The sequence below is a fragment of the Glycomyces endophyticus genome, assembly GCF_039531525.1.
GTDB lineage: Bacteria > Actinomycetota > Actinomycetes > Mycobacteriales > Micromonosporaceae > Glycomyces > Glycomyces endophyticus.
In genome coordinates this window covers 1-16,853 of record NZ_BAAAQF010000031.1, presented here as the reverse complement: position 1 = coordinate 16,853, position 16,853 = coordinate 1, and the positions used below count along the sequence as shown (strand labels likewise).

Genomic DNA, 16,853 nt, shown 5'->3' with positions numbered 1-16,853 from the left:
AATCGACGGTGCAGGAGCATTCGCTGTACCGTCCAGACGGTATAGTAGCAAGCGGGAGGTCGCATGACCAAGGACGAACCGAGCACGCGTGACCGGATTCTCAACGCGCTCCAGCGCATCCTCGTCGACCAGGGCGCCTCGGGCGTGACGCTGGAGAAGGTCGCCGCCGAGGCCGGCGTCTCCAAGGGCGGCCTGCTGTACCACTTCAAGTCGAAGTCCGACCTGTACGACGGCCTGGCCCGGCGCCACCGCCTCCAGGAGGAGGCCAACATCGCCCGCGCCCGCGAGACGGGCGTGGTCAAGAGCTTCCTGGAGGTCTCGTGGGTCGAGTCCGAGGAGTCGGCGGCCGGCCTCTGGGCGCTGCTGACGGCCCTGCGCGGCACGGGTGAGCTGTCGGAGGAGGCCCGGTCCGACGTGCTGTTCATCTTCAACGGGTGGCGCGACCTCATCCACGAGCAGGTCCCCGACCCCGTGACCGCCGAGATCGTGCGCCTGGTCGGCGACGGCCTGTTCCTGTCGGCGCTCGCCGGGGCCCCGCTGCCGCAGCGCGACGTCGTCGAGCAGATCCTCGCCCGGCTCACCGAGGAGGGCGGCTCCTGAGGCCGCCGCGGGCTAGGGTGGCCCCGTGCATGACTACCGAGTCCTCGACAGCGACATCGTCCACCGCGGCTGGTGCTACGACCTGACCGCCGAGACCGTCGCGATGCCCGGCGGCGGCAGCGCCCGCCGGGAGTTCCTCGACCACTGCGGCGCCGTGGTCACCGTCCCCCTCGACGAGGAGGGCCGCGTCGGCCTGATCCGCCAGTACCGCGTCCCGCCCAAGGAGCTCATGTGGGAGTTCCCGGCGGGCCTGCGCGACGTCGACGGCGAGGACCCGGCCGTCACCGCCCGCCGCGAGCTCGCCGAAGAGGTCGACCTCGCCGCCGCCGACCTCGTCAAGCTCGGCGAGTTCTACACCACCCCCGGCATCTCCAACGAGCTCATCCACTACTTCCTCGCCACCGGCCTCACGCCCGTGCCCGAGGCCGACCGGCACGAGCGCACCGACGAGGAGACCCTCATCGAACTCGTCTGGTGGGACCTCGACAAGGCCCTCGCCGCCGTCGCGGACGGCGAGATCCGCAACGGCGTGTGCGCCCTCGCCCTCAACCTCGCGCGGCTCCACCTCCAGCGGCGCTGAGCCGCCCTGCCAGTGTTACCGAAAACCCGAGGCCCGTCGCGCGGAGGCGCGGCGGGCCTGACTTACGATCACGGCGACGACGCCGTCCGAACCGCTGACCCAGAAGGAATGCCGGGATCAGGACGCAGTGCGTCTTAGACTGCCCGTGCGGGAAGCCGACCGGCCCCGAACTGGCACAACGCTTCGGAAGGAACCCGCAGAGTGAAAGTCGCCGTCCCCCGCGAGATCAAGAACAACGAGTACCGCGTCGCCCTCACGCCCGCCGGCGTCCACGAGCTCGTCGCCGCCGGCCACCACGTCAGCGTCGAGACCGGCGCCGGCCTCGGCTCGGCCATCACCGACGACGACTACCGCGCCGCCGGAGCCGTCATCTGCCCCGACGCCGACTCCACCTGGAGCACCGGCGACCTCGTCCTCAAGGTCAAGGAGCCCGTCCACGACGAGTTCCACCGGATGCAGCCGGGCCAGACGCTCTTCACCTACCTCCACCTCGCCGCGAGCGCCGAGTGCACCGACGCGCTCCTGGAGCGCCACGTCACCGGCATCGCCTACGAGACCGTCCAGACCCGCGACGGCCGCCTCCCGCTCCTCGCCCCCATGAGCGAGGTCGCCGGACGCCTGGCCGTCCAGGCCGGCGCCTACCACCTCCAGCGCCCCGAAGGCGGCCGCGGCACTCTCATGGGCGGCGTCCCCGGGACCCCGCCCGCGCGCGTCGTCATCATCGGCGCCGGCGTCTCCGGCATGAACGCCGCCGCCATCGCGGTCGGCATGCGCGCCGACGTCGAGCTCCTCGACCTCAACGTCGACAAGCTCCACGCCGCCGACGACCTCTACCAGGGCCGCCTGCGCACCATCGTCTCCAACCGGTTCGAGATCAAGCGCGCCTGCCGCGAGGCCGACCTCGTCATCGGCGCCGTCCTCGTGCCCGGGGCCAAGGCCCCCACCGTCGTCGACGACGAGGTCCTCGCCGACATGAAGGACGGCGCGGTCCTCGTCGACATCGCCATCGACCAGGGCGGCTGCTTCGCGCACTCGCGCGCCACCACCCACGACGAGCCGACCTTCACCCACGGCGGCAAGCTGTTCTACTGCGTCGCCAACATGCCCGGCGCCGTCCCGAACACCTCCACGTACGCGCTGACGAACGCCACGCTCCCGTACGTGATGCGCCTCGCCAACCACGGCTGGGCCGAAGCGCTCCGCACCGACGCGGCCCTCGCCGGCGGCCTCAACACGTACGCCGGACAGGTCGTCAACGAGCCCGTCGCCGTCACGCACCACCTGCCGCTCATGCCGATCGCGCAGGTCCTCGCCGAGAACTGAGGACACACTGGACCCTCGGGTCCCAGCGGTACCCCGGGACCGCCCGCGCGCGCCGCACCGGCGCAGCGGGCGATCCCACACCGGGCGCCTCGGAGTCTCGCAAGCCGTCGACAGCCTCGATACACTGACGTACAGTCGCTATGACAGGCAATGGTGAGACGCCCGGCACCCGGTGCCGACTCGCACCCGGAGGCGGAAATGAGCAGTGTGGACAGCAACGACAAGTGGGCCGCCCTGCGCGGGGCCGCGCAGGTGCCTCCCACTGACGGCGACGGGGACCTGTCCTCGCCCGACCCCGAGGCGTACACCGGCAAGCGCGACATCCCGCAGCCCCAGCCGCTCGAACGCCACGGCCCGGCCCGCGTCATCGCGATGGCCAACCAGAAGGGCGGGGTCGGCAAGACCACCACGACCATCAACCTCGGTGCGGCCCTTGCCGAGTACGGCCGCAAGGTGCTCATGGTCGACTTCGACCCGCAGGGCGCGCTCTCGGTCGGATTCGGCACCAACCCCCACACCCTCGACCTGACCGTCTACAACCTCCTCATGCAGGAGGACGTCGACATCGACGACGTCATGGTCAAGACCAACGTCGCCGGGCTCCGCCTCCTCCCCGCGAACATCGACCTCTCCGCCGCCGAGATCCAGCTCGTCAACGAGGTCGCCCGCGAGCAGACCCTCGCCCGCGTCCTGCGGCCGGTCATGCCCGACTTCGACTACATCCTCATCGACTGCCAGCCGTCCCTGGGACTCCTGACCATCAACGCGCTCACCGCCGCGCACTCCGTCCTCGTCCCCCTCGAGTGCGAGTTCTTCTCGCTCCGCGGCGTCGCCCTCCTCCTCGACACCGTCGACAAGGTCCGCGAGCGCCTCAACTACGACCTCGAGCTCGACGGCATCCTCGCGACCATGTACGACTCGCGCACCACCCACTCCCGCCAGGTCCTCCAGCGCGTCGTGGAAGCCTTCGGCGACAAGGTCTTCAGCACCGTCATCACCCGCACGGTCCGCTTCCCCGAGACCACCGTCGCCGGCGAGCCCATCACCACCTGGGCCCCCGCCTCCTCCGGCGCCCGCGCCTACCGCCAGCTCGCCCGCGAGCTCATCGCCGCCACCGACAAGTAGCGGCGCCCACGAGGACCGTCCTGCCGCGGGCGACCACCCCGAACGCGTTCCACCCCAAGAAACCCAGAGTTCACCCGGTGGCGTCTGCGGGGCCCGTCTAAGCTTGCGTGCGTGAGCGACCAGCAGCTGCCCCAGCTCCCGGCCCAGCGGGAGGGCGAACCGGAGGAGGCCGAGACCGGCTTCCGCCTCCGGCTCGACAACTTCGAGGGCCCCTTCGACCTGCTGCTCCAGCTCATCGGCAAGCGCAAACTCGACGTCACCGAGATCGCCCTCCACGAAGTCGCCTCCGAGTTCATCGCCTACGTCACCGGCCTCGACGAGGCCTGGAACCTCGAGGAGACCTCCGAGTTCCTCCTCGTCGCCGCCACCCTCCTCGACCTCAAGACCGCCCGGCTCCTCCCCGGCAGCGTCGTCGACGACGAGGAGGACCTCGCGCTCCTCGAAGCCCGCGACCTCCTCTTCGCGCGCCTCCTCCAGTACCGCGCCTACAAGGAGGCCGCCGGCGCCCTCTCCGAGCTCGCCGAAGGCGCCGCCACCCGCATCCCCCGCAACGTCGGCCTCGAGGACCGCTTCAAGGGCCTCCTGCCCGAACTCGTCCTCGACCTCACCCCCGACGCCTTCGCCGCCCTCGCCGGCACGGCCATGAAGCCCAAGCCGCCGCCCACCGTCGGCACCGGGCACATCCACGTCCAGCGCGTCTCGGTGCGCGAGCACGCCGTCATCCTCTCCCGCCGCCTCCAGCGCGTCCAGACCGCGACCTTCCGGGCCCTCACCTCGGACTGCGAGACCCACCTCGAGGTCGTCGCCCGGTTCCTCGCCCTCCTGGAGCTCTACCGCGAGGCCCTGGTCGGATTCGAGCAGATGCAGGCCCTCGGCGAGCTCACCGTCCGCTGGCTCGGCGGCACCGGCACCACCGAGATCGAGGTCGACGAGTACGCGGGCGCGCCCGCGGAACCTGACACGCCGTCTGCGGACGCACCAGCGGGAGAGGAACCCAGCGAATGACCCAGCGAGCAGAGGACCTCGAGGAGGGCCTCGCGGCCTGGCGGATGCCCGGGGCGCGCCAGGAGGCCGCGCCGCTGCGCGCCGACACGCCGGCCGACGAGCCGCCGGGCGAGGACGACGAGTACTCGGCCGCGCTGGCCGCCGTCCCGCCCCCGCCGCTGCCTGAAGACGACGAGGAACCCGAGGTCACGGCCGCGAGCCCCGTCCCCGAAGGCGCCGATCTCGGGGCCGTCCTGGAGGCGATTCTCATGATCGCCGAGGAGCCGCTGTCGGAGGAGTTCCTCTCCGCGGTCCTGGAGCGACCGCGCTCACAGGTGCGCGAGACACTGGGGCGGCTCAGCGCCGAATACACTGGTGACGGACGCGGATTCGATCTGCGTCGCCAAGCCGGCGGCTGGCGCTTCTACACCCGGGCCGATTACGCCCGCTACGTGGAGCGGTTCGTGACCGACGGCGCCTCCGCCCGCCTCACCAAGGCGGCGCTGGAGACGCTTGCCGTGGTCGCCTACCGGCAGCCGGTCACCCGCGGCCGCATCTCGGCCATCCGGGGGGTCAACTGCGACGGCGTCATGCGCACGCTGCTGGCGCGCGGCCTGGTCGAGGAGTGCGGGACCGACCCGGACTCGACGGCGACGCTCTACCGCACCACCACCCTGTTCTTGGAGAAGATCGGACTGGACTCGGTCGACCAGCTGCCTGAGCTGGCCCCGTTCCTGCCGGACGACGTGACGGATATCGAGGAAGATGAACAACGCTGACGCCGAGGGCGTACGACTGCAGAAAGTCCTGTCCCAGGCCGGGATCGCCTCCCGCCGCGCCGCCGAGGAGCTGATCTCCCGCGGCAAGGTGAAGGTCAACGGCGAGCCCGCCCGGCTCGGCCAGCGCGTGGACACGTCCAAGGACGTCATCCACGTCTCGGGCAAGCGCGTCGTGACCGACGTCGACAAGGTCTACTTCGCGATCAACAAGCCGCGCGGGATCGTCTCGACCATGGACGACGACGAGGGCCGCCCGTCGCTGTCGGAGTTCACCAAGGGCATCGACCAGCGCGTGTTCCACGTGGGCCGGCTCGACACCGACTCCGAGGGCCTGCTGCTGCTCACCAACGACGGCGAGCTCGCCAACCGGATCATGCACCCGTCGCACGGCCTGCCGAAGGTCTACCGCGCGCAGGTCAACGGGATCATGGACCGGCCGACCTGGAACCGGCTGCTCAAGGGCGTCGAGCTCGAGGACGGGATGGCGAAGGCCGACAAGCTCAAGATCATAGACGAGCACGCCGGCCAGTCGTTGATCGAGATCACCATCCACGAGGGCCGCAAGCACATTGTGAGGCGGCTCATGGACGAGGTCGGGCATCACGTCTCGCGCCTGGTGCGGACCGAGATCGGCCCGGTCCAGCTGCGCAACCTCAAGCCGGGGACGCTGCGCCGGCTCACCCCCAACGAGGTGGGGGAGCTGTTCCGCGAGGCGGGCCTCTAGCGGGTTGTACAGCCTGCTGTAGCGACGGCATGGGCAAGGCCCGGTTAGGGTTTCGGCATGAAGACGATTCTGAACATCATCTGGTTCGTGCTCGCCGGGCTGTGGCTCGCGATCGGCTACTTCGTTGCGGGCCTGGTGTTCTGCATCTTCATCGTGACGATCCCGTTCGGCATCGCGAACATGCGCCTGGCGGGCTACGTGCTGTGGCCGTTCGGGCGGACCGTGGTCTACGACCCGCAGGCGGGCTGCCTGACGCTGGCGGCGAACCTCCTGTGGCTGATCCTCTTCGGCTGGGAGCTCGCCCTCACGCACCTGGTGACCGGTTTCCTCCTGGCCATCACCGTCATCGGCATCCCGCTGGCGGTGGCGAACTGGAAGATGATCCCGCTCGCGCTGTGGCCGCTGGGGGCCCGGGTCGTGGACCGCTAGGGACGACAGTGGACCGCTCCCGCGGGGGAGCGTTCGCCGTGGATACGGGGCGTGACTTGGCATGATGTAGGTTTGCGGGGTTTGCACATGAAGAACGGAGCCGACATGCCTGAGCAGAAGAGCGGACCGGTCGTCGCCATCGACGGTCCGTCCGGGGCCGGGAAGTCGACGGTGTCCAAGACCCTCGCGACCGCGATCGACGCCGCTTACCTCGACACCGGCGCCATGTACCGCGCGGCGACCCTGGCCGTCCTCAAGGCCGGCGTCGATCCCGCCCAGACCGCACCGGTCACCAAGGCGGTGAAGAACGCCAAGCTCGAGTTCGGGACCGACCCCGCCGACCCGTTCACCCGCGTCGACGGCGAGGGCGCCGACCTGGCGATCCGCGGTGACGACGTCACCAAGGCCGTCTCGGCCGTGGCCGGCAACAAGACGGTCCGCAAGTTCCTCATCGACGAGCAGCGGCGGATCATCGCCGAGGCGAAGAAGGGCATCGTGGTCGAAGGCCGCGACATCGTTGAAGTGGTGGCGCCCGACGCCGACGTCAAGGTCTACCTCACCGCGGACCCCGTCGAGCGCGCCAAGCGCCGCGCCGCCGAACTCGGCGCCGACGCCCAGGCGACCAAGCAGGACCTCGAGCGGCGCGACACCGCCGACTCGAAGACCACCAAACCCCTGGAGGCCCCCGCGGGGGCCGTGGTGATCGACTCCACGGCGCTGCCGATCGTGGAGGTAGTGGCCAAGATCCTGGCCTTGCTGAACAACAGGGACATCGATGACTGACGAACCGACCTGGGCCGACGACGACTTCGCGTTCGAAGAGGCGGACCTCGACGAATCCGAGGACCGCGGCCCGGTCCCGACGGTGGCCGTGGTCGGCCGCCCCAACGTGGGCAAGTCGACCCTGGTCAACCGCATCCTGGGCCGCCGCGCCGCGGTCGTCCAGGACGAGCCGGGCGTGACCCGCGACCGCATCGCCTACGACGCGGAGTGGGCCGGCAAGGAGTTCAGCCTGGTCGACACCGGCGGCTGGGACCCCGACGCCGACGGCATGGCGAAGTCGATCGCGTTCCAGGCGGAGCTCGCCATGCGCACGGCCGACGTCATCGTCTTCGTGGTCGACTCCCGAGTCGGGCCCACGGACGCCGACGAGGCGGCCGTGCGCATCCTGCGCTCGACCCGCCGGCCGGTCATCCTGGTCGCGAACAAGGTCGACTCCGAGCGGCAGGAGGCCGAGATCCACGAGCTGTGGAGCCTGGGCCTGGGCGAGCCGTTCCCGATCTCGGCCCTGCACGGGCGCAACTCCGGGGACCTGCTCGACAAGATCGTCTGGGCGTTCCCCGAGGTGCCCACGGGCAAGCTCAAGGAGCGCGGCCCGCGCCGCATCGCCCTGGTCGGGCGGCCGAACGTGGGCAAGTCCAGCCTCCTCAACCGCATCGCCGGCGAGGACCGCGCCGTCGTCGACAACGTCGCCGGCACCACGGTCGACCCGGTCGACTCGGTGGTGGAGATCGACGGCGAGGACTGGATCCTGGTCGACACCGCGGGCCTGCGCAAGCGCGTCAAGTTCGCGTCCGGCACGGAGTACTACGCGGCCCTGCGCACCGAGGCCGCCGTGGAGGCCGCCGAGGTCGCCCTGGTCCTCCTGGACGCCTCCGAGCCCATCAGCGAGCAGGACCAGCGGGTCCTCACCCAGGTGGTCGAGTCCGGCCGCGCGCTCGTCCTCGCCTTCAACAAGTGGGACCTGGTGGACGAGGACCGCCGGTACTACCTGGAGAAGGAGATCGACCGCGAGCTCGGCCAGGTCAGCTGGGCCCCCCGCGTCAACGTCTCGGCCCTCACCGGCCGCGCCGTGGAGAAGATCGCCCGATCCCTCCGCGTCGCCCTCGACGGCTGGGGCCAGCGCATCACCACCGGCGAGCTGAACCAGTGGATCAGCACGCTCCAGGCGGCCACCCCGCACCCGACCCGCTCGGGCAAGGCCCCGAAGGTCATCTACGCGACCCAGGCCGCCGCCGAACCGCCGCGCTTCATCCTCTTCACCAACGCCCCGTTCGAGAAGCAGTACCTGAAGTTCATCCAGCGCAAGCTCCGCGAGGACTTCGGCTTCCCCGGTACCCCCATCGAACTGGTCGTCAAGCCACGCGAAGCCCGCAAACGAGACAAACGCAAATAGCCCGCCTCACACGGGGGACCTCGCCTCAGAGGCCCCCGGGGCCATAGGCTAATGTTGTCTCCGCTGCGGCAACGCGGCAAGAACGGGCTGTGGCGCAGCTTGGTAGCGCACTTGACTGGGGGTCAAGGGGTCGCAGGTTCAAGTCCTGTCAGCCCGACCGTTAAGCCCCAGACCAGAGACTTCGTCTTTGGCCTGGGGCTTCGTCGTCTTCGGCATTCGCTTGTCTGGACGTTCCAGCATCCCTCAGTTTGAAGAGTGTCGAAATCCTCTGCTGGAGACCTCGGCCAAATTCGCGGCGCTCTTCTGGAATTGCCTTGAGCCGCTGCATTCCTCTCTGCTCGTCTTCGGCAGAGTTCTCTCCCTGTTCTCGGTTGCAAGACATGGGAAAGGTCCCGGCGATCGGCCGGGACCTTCTCAAGCAACCTGAGCGAGGAGCGATCCGGCTCGCAGTTTTGCCACAGGTCAGTTGGCCACGGCGAGCGCGTGGCCTGCGGCGGTCGGGTCTGAAGCGGCTTCGAGCAGGGCCTGGGCGAAATCGGTTCGGGTGATCTGGAAGCCGCCGGGGATGTTGCGGTCGGGGGCGGCGCGGAAGCGGCCCTTGCCTGCGGCGTCGGTGAGGCGGCCGGCGCGCACGATCGTCCACTCCATCGTCGAGGCGCGGACCAGGCGCTCGGCTTCGCGGGCGTCGGTGTTGAGGTGCCGAAGCACGCGGGCGAGGATCACGGGTTTGACGAAGTACCGGGTGAGCGGGTCGTCCCCGGCGCCGGGGTGCATGGCGCTGTTGCTGGCGAGCACGAACCGGCTGTTGGAGTCGGTCTGGGCCATCGCGGTCAATGCGGCGGCGGTGCTGTCAGTGCACACAGTGCTCGCTTCGCCGAGGTCGCGCGGTCCGGTGACGTTGAGAACCGCGTCGCGGCCCACGACGGCCGGGGTGAGCAGCTCGGGTGCGAACGCGGCGGCGGTCAGGACGGTGAGGTGCGTCCGCAGGTATCCGGGGAGGCGCTCGGGGTCGCGGACGACGGCGGTGACGTGGTGGCCGGCCTCGAGCGCGTGACGGAGGAGTGCTTGGCCGGTGCGGCCGGTGGCGCCCAGAATGGCGAGTTTCATGGTTCGGCTTCCTCGAGGTTGGTGAGTATTCACTAACCCCTAGACTAGGTAAGTATTCACTCACCCGTCAAGAGAGGCCGCTGCGATCATGGGCACACGCGATCGAATCCTCGACGCCGCCGCCGCCGTCATGCGCGAGAAGGGCGTCGCCGGCGCCACGACCAAGGAGATCGCGCGCGTCGCGGGCTGCTCGGAGGCACTGCTCTACAAGCACTTCCCCGACAAGACGACGCTGCTCCTGCGCGTCCTGGGCGAGCGGATGCCGTCCTTCACCGCCGCCGCGGTGCCGGGCGAAGGCGAGGTGGCGGAGAACCTGGCCGCCATCGCGCACGGCGCCCTCCGGTTCTACCTGCGTGGATTTCCGATGATGGCCTCGGCCGTGGCGCAACCCGAGCTCCTGTCCGGCTTGCGCGATTCGCTGGCACCGCACGGGGCCGGCCCGGAAGTGCCGGTCGCCGCAATCGCCGACTATCTCGCCGCCGAGCAGCGGCTCGAGCGCGTCGACCCCGGCGTCGATCCTGCCGCAATGGCCGCACTCCTGATGGGCGCGTGCTTCCAGCAGGCGTTCCTCGCGCACTTCCGCGGCGAGACCGAGTTGCCGCGATCGGCGGCGGACGCCCTCGTCGCCGCCCTCCTAGCGCCGCTTCGAGGCTGAGACCCGGGCGAAAGGCCTCATGGCGGCCATGACGGCCTCGCGGACCGCTGACACGCGGGCTCAGCCTGTGATCGCGAGGACGAGCCTGCGCATGGCAATCAGCAGTGCACCCTGCGTCTCGGTCTCGGGGCGGTCGTCGTGGTCGGTGTTTGCACGGCGCTCCAGCATGTTCAGCGCCGCGGTCAGGTCGGCCCCGTCCCCGCCCGAATCCTCTTCGCGCGAGAACAGGGCGGTGACGCGCAGTTCGATGGCGTCAGCGGCGGACTCCAAGAGCGTGGCGCACTCGGTGCCGACGCCGGGAGCGAGGGACAGGTCGGGCATTCGATCACTGCGGGCGCCGTCGAGCACGTCGGCGATGGCGCGCATCGCCCCAGCGACGCGCTGCAACAGGTCAAGCGCCCGTGCCGCGGCGTGAACGGTCTCTTGAACCCGTGTCTCGCCTTTGCGGGGGTTCAGCCGCAGACCGTCCCTCGCATGCTCGAGTGCCGCACCGGTCTTGGCGAGCCGGTCGTCCACCCGATCCACTTGCGACGACCACGGCTCGTCCGCGGAACCGGCCCCGCCGTCGCGGACCTGGGCGGCGAGATTCCGCAGGAGTCCGGCGGACGCGTCGGCGTCGCGCCGTGCGCGGGCCGCGACGGTCAGGACCCGGAACGGGGGCGCCAGCAGCAGATTGATGCCCATGCCGACCGCGGCACCGAGGACGGTCTCGGTGAGGCGGTACAGCACGAACGGCCCCTCGACGGTGTCGAGTGCGACCATGAACAGGGCGGTGAAGGGCACACTGAGGCCCTGGTCGTCGAGACGCGGCCAGGTGCTCGCGAGAAAGGCCGCCGGCACCGCTACAGCGAGCGCGAGTTCCTTGCCCGGCATGAGGGCGACGGCGGTGACCGCGATCAGGACGCCGAGCACCACGGCGGCGACCTGGCGCAGACCGGTCAGCACCGACCAGTGCACCGTCGGGCGCACCATGCACAGCGCGACCCACGGTGCCAGGTAAGGCTGGGGCAGATGCAGGACGTGCGCCGCAAGGAACCAGGCGAGCACTGCCGCGATCCCGGCCTTCAGCGCCTGCACCGCGGTCTCCTGCGCCCACGATCCGCGGCGGGGAACGTCGCGCGCGAAACCCCACGCCCCGCGCAGATCACGCTCCAAGCCGCCGCGCACCGAAAACCGCACCATGGTCGGCTCGTACCCCGGCAGGCCCCGCTTCACCCATTCGCTCGCGACTCGGCATCGTGCCCGTCCGAATGATGCGGGCCCAACCCGGGTAGTGCATGACCATGAACCAAGCATTGAAGGCGCTCGCGCTCACCTGCACGCTCAAGCCGTCGCCCGCGCCGTCCAGCAGCGACCTGATCGCGAGCCAGGTCCTCGGCGAACTGCGCGGCCACGGTGTCGGCGGCGAGTCGGTGCGGGTCGTCGACTTCGACGTCCGGCCCGGCGTCGAGACCGACATGGGCGACGGCGACCAGTGGCCGGCCATCCGCGCGCAGGTCCTGGAGGCGGACATCCTGCTGCTGTCCACCCCGACCTGGCTCGGGCACCCCTCCAGCATCGCTCAGCGTGTGCTCGAACGCCTCGACGCCGAGCTCTCCGAGACCGACGACGAGGGCCGGCCGTCGATGTACGGGAAGGTCGCCGCGGTGGCCGTGGTCGGCAACGAGGACGGCGCGCACAAGATCGTCGCCGACTGCTTTCAGGCGCTCGACGACATCGGCTTCACCATCCCGGCCCAGGGCTGCACCTACTGGAACTCCGAGGCGATGAAGCCCAAGGACTACAACGACCTCGACGAGATCCCCGAGGCGGTCGCCGCCACGAACAAGGCGCTCGCGGCCAACGCCGCCCACCTCGCCCGCGTCCTCAAAGACGACCCCTATCCGCCCATGAAATGACGATTCGGTGGGTTTCCGTGTCCAAGCGGCACTTGGAGGCGAGGATGGAGCGGTGATGCGTGGTTGGAGCAGCATGGTCTGTGCGCTGGTGGTCTGCGGGGCGATCGCCGGGTGCGGGACGGGCGGGCGCGGTGAGGCCGCGACTGCCGCCGCCGACGCGTTCACGTCGGCGTTGCGCGAGGGTGACGGTGCGGCCGCGTGCGCGGCGCTCGCGCCTGAGACCGCCGAGGATCTGGCCGCCTCCGAAGGCGAGAGCTGCGAGGAGGCGATCGGTTCGCTGGACCTGCCCGACGCGGCCGTCGGCGAGATCGCCGTGTGGAGTGACCGGGCGCAGATGCGCACCGCCGACGATGTCTTGTTCCTCGCGGAGTTCGGGGACGGCTGGAAAGTCGTGGCCGCGGGGTGTCGCCCGCAGGGGGAGCGGCCGTACGAGTGCGAGGTGGGTTCGTGAAGCGCACGATGTTCACCGCGTATCTGACGTTCACGCTGCTCGGGCTCGCCTACCTCATCGTCGTCGGCCTGCTGCGGCTGTGAGGAGAGGGGCATGAGGAGAGCACTGCGCGACAACGGGCTGAGCATCGGCTTCGGGCTGCTGTTCCTGGCCGCCCTGGTCGGTCAGGCGTTCGCCGGGCAGGCCGCCTACAACGACCGGCAGCTCGCCGACGCCGGGGCCTCGATCTCCTTGGCGCAGTACGTGACGTCGAGCGACTTCGCCGTGGACGTCGCCGAGAACTGGCAGTCGGAGTACCTCCAGTTCTTCCTGTACGTCTTCGCCACGGTCTGGCTCGTGCAGCGCGGCTCGCCCGAGTCGAAGCTCGTCGAGGAGACCGGCACCGAGTCCGACAAGAAGCAGAAGGTCGGCCGCCACGCCACCGCGAACTCGCCCGAGTGGGCCCGGGCCGGGGGTTGGCGCACCACCGTGTTCTCGCGGTCTCTGGGCGCGGTCATGGGCCTGCTGTTCGGCCTGTCGTGGCTCGCCCAGTCCATCGCCGGGCGAGCGGCCTACAACGCCGAGCGCCTCGCGCAGCTCCAGGACCCGCTGACCTGGCTCGGCTATGCGGGCAGCGCCGACTTCTGGAACCGCACCCTCCAGAACTGGCAGTCGGAGTTCCTGGCCATGGGGTCGATCGTGGTGATCAGCATCTACCTGCGACAACGCGGTTCACCTGAATCGAAACCGGTCGGGGAGCCGCACGACACCACTGAGACTTCTGGGTGAGCAGGACACCCCCGCAGCCCCCGAACCGGGGTCCGCGGGCACTGCCGTGGCCACCGGCGGTAGGCGCCCGGCGAGGCGCGTCCTGCCCTCCCCGGCGCCTTTCCGGCTCGCGGTCTGCGGGCGAGCGAGTGCGGCGGGTCTGGACGGGTATCCGGCCGTCATGAACACGACTCGGCACGATCTCGCCTCGTACTGGACGGCCACGGCACCGGGACCGGAGTATCCGCGCCTGCCATCCGACGCCGAAGCCGACGTGGCCGTCGTCGGCGGTGGCATCGCGGGCCTGTCCACGGCCCGCGAGCTCGCGGCGGCGGGCTTGTCGGTGGTGCTGGTGGAGGCCGACCGGATCGCCTGTGGCGTCACCGGCCACACCACCGCGAAACTCACCGCCCAGCACGGGTCGATCTACGCGCACCTGAAGGACGCCTTCGGCATCGACGCGGCCCGCGACTACGCCGCCGCGCAGACGGAGGCGATCGCGCATGTCGCCGCCACAGCCGATGAGCTCGGTGCGGACTGCGACTTCGAGATGCGCCCCTCGTTCGTCTACGCCGAGTCCGATGAGGCCGTATCCGGGCTCAACGCCGAGGCCGAAGCCGCCCGCGAGGCCGGACTCGAGGCGTCCTTCACCACCGAGACCGGGCTGCCGTTCGAGGTCTCCGGCGCCGTGCGCATCGAGCACCAGGCGCAGTTCCACCCGCGCCGCTACCTGCTCGCGGTAGCCGCGGACTTCATCGCCCGCGGCGGCCGGATCTTCGAGCACTCCCGTGTCGTCAGCGTCGATTCCGAAGGCGATCGCCAGCGGCTCACCGTCGAGTCCGGTGCCGCCGTCCGCTGCCGCGAGGCCGTGATCGCCACGCACTTTCCGATCGTGAACCGGGCCCGACTCTTCCCGCGACTCACACCGAAACGGGAGTTCGTCGTGGCCGCGCCGATCCCCGAGGCGACCGACCCCGGCGGCATGTACGTCACGGCCGAGCAGGACACCCGCTCGGTTCGCACCGCCCCGTACGGCGCGGGGGAGCGGCTCCTGATCGTCACCGGCGCCGCGTTCACCCCCGGCGATGCGAACGCCGACAGGCAACTGGGGAAACTCGCCGCCTGGACCGCGAACCGCTTCGGCACGAGCGACCTCGCCTACCGGTGGGCCGCTCAGGACAACACGACGCCCGACCGGGTCCCCTACATCGGGCGGATGCCCGGCGGCGACGGCCTGTACGTGGCCTGCGGGTTCGGCGGCTGGGGCATGACCAACGGCGTCGTCGCCGCACGGCTGATCACCGGTCTCGTCACGCAAGCGCCGCCGCCGTGGGCGGCCCGGTTCGACCCCGCGAGGTTTCATCCGGTCAAGGAGGCCGGCCCGATCGCCGCGAACTCCAAGACCGCCGTCAAGCACCTCGTCGCCGACCGCATCGGCCGCGCGCCCGCGCACTCGCCCGACGAGCTCGAACCCGGTCAGGGCGCGGTCATCCGCGTCGAGGGGCACCTGCGCGCGGTCTACCGCGACGACGACGGCGACCTCCACACCCGGTCGGCCACCTGCACCCACATGGGCTGCGTCGTCGGCTTCAACGATGCCGAGCGCACCTGGGAGTGCCCGTGCCACGGTTCCCGCTTCGACACCGACGGCGCCGTCCTCCAAGGACCGGCGACCACCCCGCTGCGCGACGAATCGGTCTGAGCCCCATGACGATGCAGTGGATGACCGTGTTCATCGACCTCCCCGCCGACGACCTCCAGGCCGGCACCGCGTTCTGGAGCGAGGTCACCGGCTCCGTCCGCTTCGACCCATGGGGCGCCGACGGTGAGTTCGCGACCCTCGAACCAGCCGAGGGCGACCCGTACCTGGGCGTGCAGCGCCTCCACTCCGGCGCCGGCGGCTGCCACCCCGACTTTCACGTCCCCGACATCGCCTCGGCCGCGAAGCGGGCGCAGATCCTGGGAGCGGCGGTCGCGCGTGAGGATTCAGGGCTCGTCGTCCTCAACTCACCCGCCGGCTTGCCGTTCTGCCTCGTCCGGCACCGCGAAGGCCAATCGACGGTGCCGCCGCCGGTGCGATGGCCGCTCGGAGCACGCAGCCGCCTCGACCAGATCTGCATCGACGTCCCGCCCGACCTGTTCGACCGCGAACTCGAGTTCTGGCTCGACCTCACCGGCTGGCCGCAGACGAGCACCGACGTGCACGAGTTCCGCCGGCTCCTGCCCGACCCGCAGGTGCCGCTGCACCTGCTGCTGCAACGCCTGGACGACGCCCACAGCAACCAGGGCGCTGCAGCGCATCCGGACTTCTCCTGCACCGACGTCGCGGCCGAGACCGAACGCCACCGTCTCGCGGGCGCCGCCGCCGTTCGCCGGCATCCGCACTGGCAGGTCATGCGCGACCCGACCGGCCTCGAGTACTGCATCACCGACAAGGACCCCGACGGGAACTGGCTCACCGGCATCGCCCTCGAGCCCGGCCCGCACTGACAGGTCACAGCCGCTGCGAGGCGTCACCCGACGTGAGAGGCCGCAACCGGTCACCGATCCGTGCCGGCGTCCACCGGGGGTCGAGCGCATGTTCGATCCCAGCCGGGGTACCTCCCCGTCTGCGAAGAAATGGGGGAACCATGACGAGTGAAGATCCGGCATACGATGTCGCCGAGCACGAGACGTTCGGGTTCGTCGACGACGAACAGCCGAACGAGGAAGGGCTCGCGGACGCGATCCTGGACGCCGACGACTACCAGGGGGCCGACAAGCACGGCATGACGCCTTCGGAAGAGCGCCAGGGCACGCCGTTGGCGGAACAGCTCGCCGCCGAGATCCCCGAGACCGCGGACCTGGACGCACCGAGCCCGGACGAGTCCGATCCTCTGCGACCGCTCCCCGACGAACCAGCCGACCCGAACGACCCCGACCCGGTCTCTCCCGAGCCGCCGGGCCCGCAGGAGTCCGATCCCGCGGAGCCCGAATCCGGAGAGCCGACCGAATACGACCCCTTCCGGCCGCTCCCAGACGAGCCGGTCCCGCCCCGCCCCTGAGAAGCGTCCGACGGTCGGTGGAGTACCGGATCCATCCCCTGGGCCCGGAACGCGGCGTCTCGCAGAGCACTCCTGGCGGAACGTCTCGCGATTCCGGCGAGGCGAAGCAGCGCAGTGGTCGCCACGGCCCCACGATCACCGGAGCTATGGGGTGGATCTGGCATGATGTCTTGGTTTATTAAATTCCGGAATGGTCACCTGGGGGACATTTGTCGGGATCGGGGTTACGGT

General features: G+C 70.3%; 19 protein-coding genes and 1 tRNA gene. 18 read left to right on the top strand and 2 right to left on the bottom strand.

From position 1 onward, the window contains the following. Positions 1 to 63: 63 nt before the first annotated feature. From ABD419_RS23730 to ABD419_RS23680, 11 genes are all read left to right on the top strand, one after another. On the top strand, positions 64 to 600 hold the full coding sequence (locus ABD419_RS23730; RefSeq protein ID WP_344492208.1) for a TetR/AcrR family transcriptional regulator: 537 nt from the start codon (positions 64 to 66) through the stop codon (positions 598 to 600). A 25-nt stretch (positions 601 to 625) separates the two neighbouring features. Beyond that, complete coding sequence (locus tag ABD419_RS23725; protein WP_344492205.1) at positions 626 to 1,180, top strand: NUDIX domain-containing protein; 555 nt, start codon at positions 626 to 628, stop codon at positions 1,178 to 1,180. A 201-nt stretch (positions 1,181 to 1,381) separates the two neighbouring features. After that, a complete protein-coding gene (ald, locus tag ABD419_RS23720; protein ID WP_344492202.1) occupies positions 1,382 to 2,503 on the top strand; it encodes an alanine dehydrogenase in 1,122 nt (373 codons plus the stop codon). Between the two features lie 198 nt (positions 2,504 to 2,701). Next, the gene (locus tag ABD419_RS23715) at positions 2,702 to 3,628 is read left to right on the top strand and encodes a ParA family protein (RefSeq protein WP_344492199.1); all 927 of its coding nucleotides are present in this window, start codon (positions 2,702 to 2,704) and stop codon (positions 3,626 to 3,628) included. 111 nt (positions 3,629 to 3,739) lie between these two features. Beyond that, a complete protein-coding gene (locus ABD419_RS23710; RefSeq protein ID WP_425556184.1) occupies positions 3,740 to 4,633 on the top strand; it encodes a segregation and condensation protein A in 894 nt (297 codons plus the stop codon). Beyond that, on the top strand, positions 4,630 to 5,391 hold the full coding sequence (gene scpB, locus ABD419_RS23705; RefSeq protein WP_344492196.1) for an SMC-Scp complex subunit ScpB: 762 nt from the start codon (positions 4,630 to 4,632) through the stop codon (positions 5,389 to 5,391). The genes ABD419_RS23710 and scpB overlap by 4 nt, the downstream gene beginning before the upstream one ends. After that, complete coding sequence (locus ABD419_RS23700; protein ID WP_344492193.1) at positions 5,378 to 6,115, top strand: pseudouridine synthase; 738 nt, start codon at positions 5,378 to 5,380, stop codon at positions 6,113 to 6,115. The genes scpB and ABD419_RS23700 overlap by 14 nt, the downstream gene beginning before the upstream one ends. Before the next feature lie 57 nt (positions 6,116 to 6,172). Beyond that, entirely contained in the window at positions 6,173 to 6,544 is a 372-nt protein-coding gene (locus ABD419_RS23695; protein ID WP_344492191.1) for a YccF domain-containing protein, read from the top strand. Between the two features lie 105 nt (positions 6,545 to 6,649). After that, positions 6,650 to 7,327, top strand: a complete 678-nt coding sequence (gene cmk / locus ABD419_RS23690; protein WP_344492188.1) for a (d)CMP kinase — start codon at positions 6,650 to 6,652, stop codon at positions 7,325 to 7,327. Next, positions 7,320 to 8,720 (top strand): ribosome biogenesis GTPase Der, encoded by a 1,401-nt coding sequence (gene der, locus ABD419_RS23685; protein WP_344492185.1) that lies wholly within the window; start codon positions 7,320 to 7,322, stop codon positions 8,718 to 8,720. Before cmk ends, der begins: the two co-directional genes overlap by 8 nt. A gap of 83 nt (positions 8,721 to 8,803) precedes the next feature. Then, positions 8,804 to 8,877 (top strand) — tRNA-Pro (locus tag ABD419_RS23680). Positions 8,878 to 9,182: 305 nt separating this feature from the next. Here ABD419_RS23680 and ABD419_RS23675 read toward each other — a convergent pair. Then, positions 9,183 to 9,827: an NAD(P)-dependent oxidoreductase gene (locus ABD419_RS23675; protein ID WP_344492182.1), complete on the bottom strand. Its 645-nt coding sequence runs from the start codon at positions 9,825 to 9,827 to the stop codon at positions 9,183 to 9,185. A gap of 88 nt (positions 9,828 to 9,915) precedes the next feature. Here ABD419_RS23675 and ABD419_RS23670 point away from each other — a divergent pair, with 88 nt between their 5' ends. Further along, positions 9,916 to 10,482 (top strand): TetR/AcrR family transcriptional regulator, encoded by a 567-nt coding sequence (locus tag ABD419_RS23670; RefSeq protein ID WP_344492179.1) that lies wholly within the window; start codon positions 9,916 to 9,918, stop codon positions 10,480 to 10,482. 60 nt (positions 10,483 to 10,542) lie between these two features. Here the strand turns inward: ABD419_RS23670 and ABD419_RS23665 are convergent, their stop codons facing one another. Beyond that, positions 10,543 to 11,664 (bottom strand): FUSC family protein, encoded by a 1,122-nt coding sequence (locus tag ABD419_RS23665; RefSeq protein ID WP_344492176.1) that lies wholly within the window; start codon positions 11,662 to 11,664, stop codon positions 10,543 to 10,545. A gap of 101 nt (positions 11,665 to 11,765) precedes the next feature. Here ABD419_RS23665 and ABD419_RS23660 point away from each other — a divergent pair, with 101 nt between their 5' ends. The 6 genes from ABD419_RS23660 (at position 11,766) to ABD419_RS23635 (ending at position 16,622) form a co-directional block, all read left to right on the top strand. Continuing rightward, positions 11,766 to 12,380: a flavodoxin family protein gene (locus tag ABD419_RS23660; RefSeq protein WP_344492173.1), complete on the top strand. Its 615-nt coding sequence runs from the start codon at positions 11,766 to 11,768 to the stop codon at positions 12,378 to 12,380. Positions 12,381 to 12,435: 55 nt separating this feature from the next. Then, positions 12,436 to 12,831, top strand: coding sequence for a hypothetical protein (locus tag ABD419_RS23655; protein WP_344492170.1), 396 nt, complete (start codon positions 12,436 to 12,438; stop codon positions 12,829 to 12,831). A 93-nt stretch (positions 12,832 to 12,924) separates the two neighbouring features. Next, on the top strand, positions 12,925 to 13,599 hold the full coding sequence (locus ABD419_RS23650) for a DUF6766 family protein (protein WP_344492167.1): 675 nt from the start codon (positions 12,925 to 12,927) through the stop codon (positions 13,597 to 13,599). A 160-nt stretch (positions 13,600 to 13,759) separates the two neighbouring features. After that, positions 13,760 to 15,280: an FAD-dependent oxidoreductase gene (locus ABD419_RS23645; protein WP_344492160.1), complete on the top strand. Its 1,521-nt coding sequence runs from the start codon at positions 13,760 to 13,762 to the stop codon at positions 15,278 to 15,280. Between the two features lie 20 nt (positions 15,281 to 15,300). Next, positions 15,301 to 16,068, top strand: a complete 768-nt coding sequence (locus ABD419_RS23640) for a VOC family protein (RefSeq protein ID WP_344492157.1) — start codon at positions 15,301 to 15,303, stop codon at positions 16,066 to 16,068. A 140-nt stretch (positions 16,069 to 16,208) separates the two neighbouring features. Further along, a complete protein-coding gene (locus ABD419_RS23635; RefSeq protein WP_344492154.1) occupies positions 16,209 to 16,622 on the top strand; it encodes a hypothetical protein in 414 nt (137 codons plus the stop codon). Positions 16,623 to 16,853 lie beyond the last annotated feature (231 nt).

Coding starts and splice junctions, on each gene's coding strand:
- ABD419_RS23730 (WP_344492208.1), top strand. CDS start 64: ATGACCAAGGACGAACCGAGCACGCGTGACCGGATTCTCAACGCGCTC.
- ABD419_RS23715 (WP_344492199.1), top strand. CDS start 2,702: ATGAGCAGTGTGGACAGCAACGACAAGTGGGCCGCCCTGCGCGGGGCC.
- scpB (WP_344492196.1), top strand. CDS start 4,630: ATGACCCAGCGAGCAGAGGACCTCGAGGAGGGCCTCGCGGCCTGGCGG.
- ABD419_RS23700 (WP_344492193.1), top strand. CDS start 5,378: ATGAACAACGCTGACGCCGAGGGCGTACGACTGCAGAAAGTCCTGTCC.
- ABD419_RS23695 (WP_344492191.1), top strand. CDS start 6,173: ATGAAGACGATTCTGAACATCATCTGGTTCGTGCTCGCCGGGCTGTGG.
- cmk (WP_344492188.1), top strand. CDS start 6,650: ATGCCTGAGCAGAAGAGCGGACCGGTCGTCGCCATCGACGGTCCGTCC.
- der (WP_344492185.1), top strand. CDS start 7,320: ATGACTGACGAACCGACCTGGGCCGACGACGACTTCGCGTTCGAAGAG.
- ABD419_RS23675 (WP_344492182.1), bottom strand. CDS start 9,827: ATGAAACTCGCCATTCTGGGCGCCACCGGCCGCACCGGCCAAGCACTC.
- ABD419_RS23670 (WP_344492179.1), top strand. CDS start 9,916: ATGGGCACACGCGATCGAATCCTCGACGCCGCCGCCGCCGTCATGCGC.
- ABD419_RS23665 (WP_344492176.1), bottom strand. CDS start 11,664: ATGGTGCGGTTTTCGGTGCGCGGCGGCTTGGAGCGTGATCTGCGCGGG.
- ABD419_RS23660 (WP_344492173.1), top strand. CDS start 11,766: ATGAACCAAGCATTGAAGGCGCTCGCGCTCACCTGCACGCTCAAGCCG.
- ABD419_RS23655 (WP_344492170.1), top strand. CDS start 12,436: ATGCGTGGTTGGAGCAGCATGGTCTGTGCGCTGGTGGTCTGCGGGGCG.
- ABD419_RS23650 (WP_344492167.1), top strand. CDS start 12,925: ATGAGGAGAGCACTGCGCGACAACGGGCTGAGCATCGGCTTCGGGCTG.
- ABD419_RS23645 (WP_344492160.1), top strand. CDS start 13,760: ATGAACACGACTCGGCACGATCTCGCCTCGTACTGGACGGCCACGGCA.
- ABD419_RS23640 (WP_344492157.1), top strand. CDS start 15,301: ATGACCGTGTTCATCGACCTCCCCGCCGACGACCTCCAGGCCGGCACC.
- ABD419_RS23635 (WP_344492154.1), top strand. CDS start 16,209: ATGACGAGTGAAGATCCGGCATACGATGTCGCCGAGCACGAGACGTTC.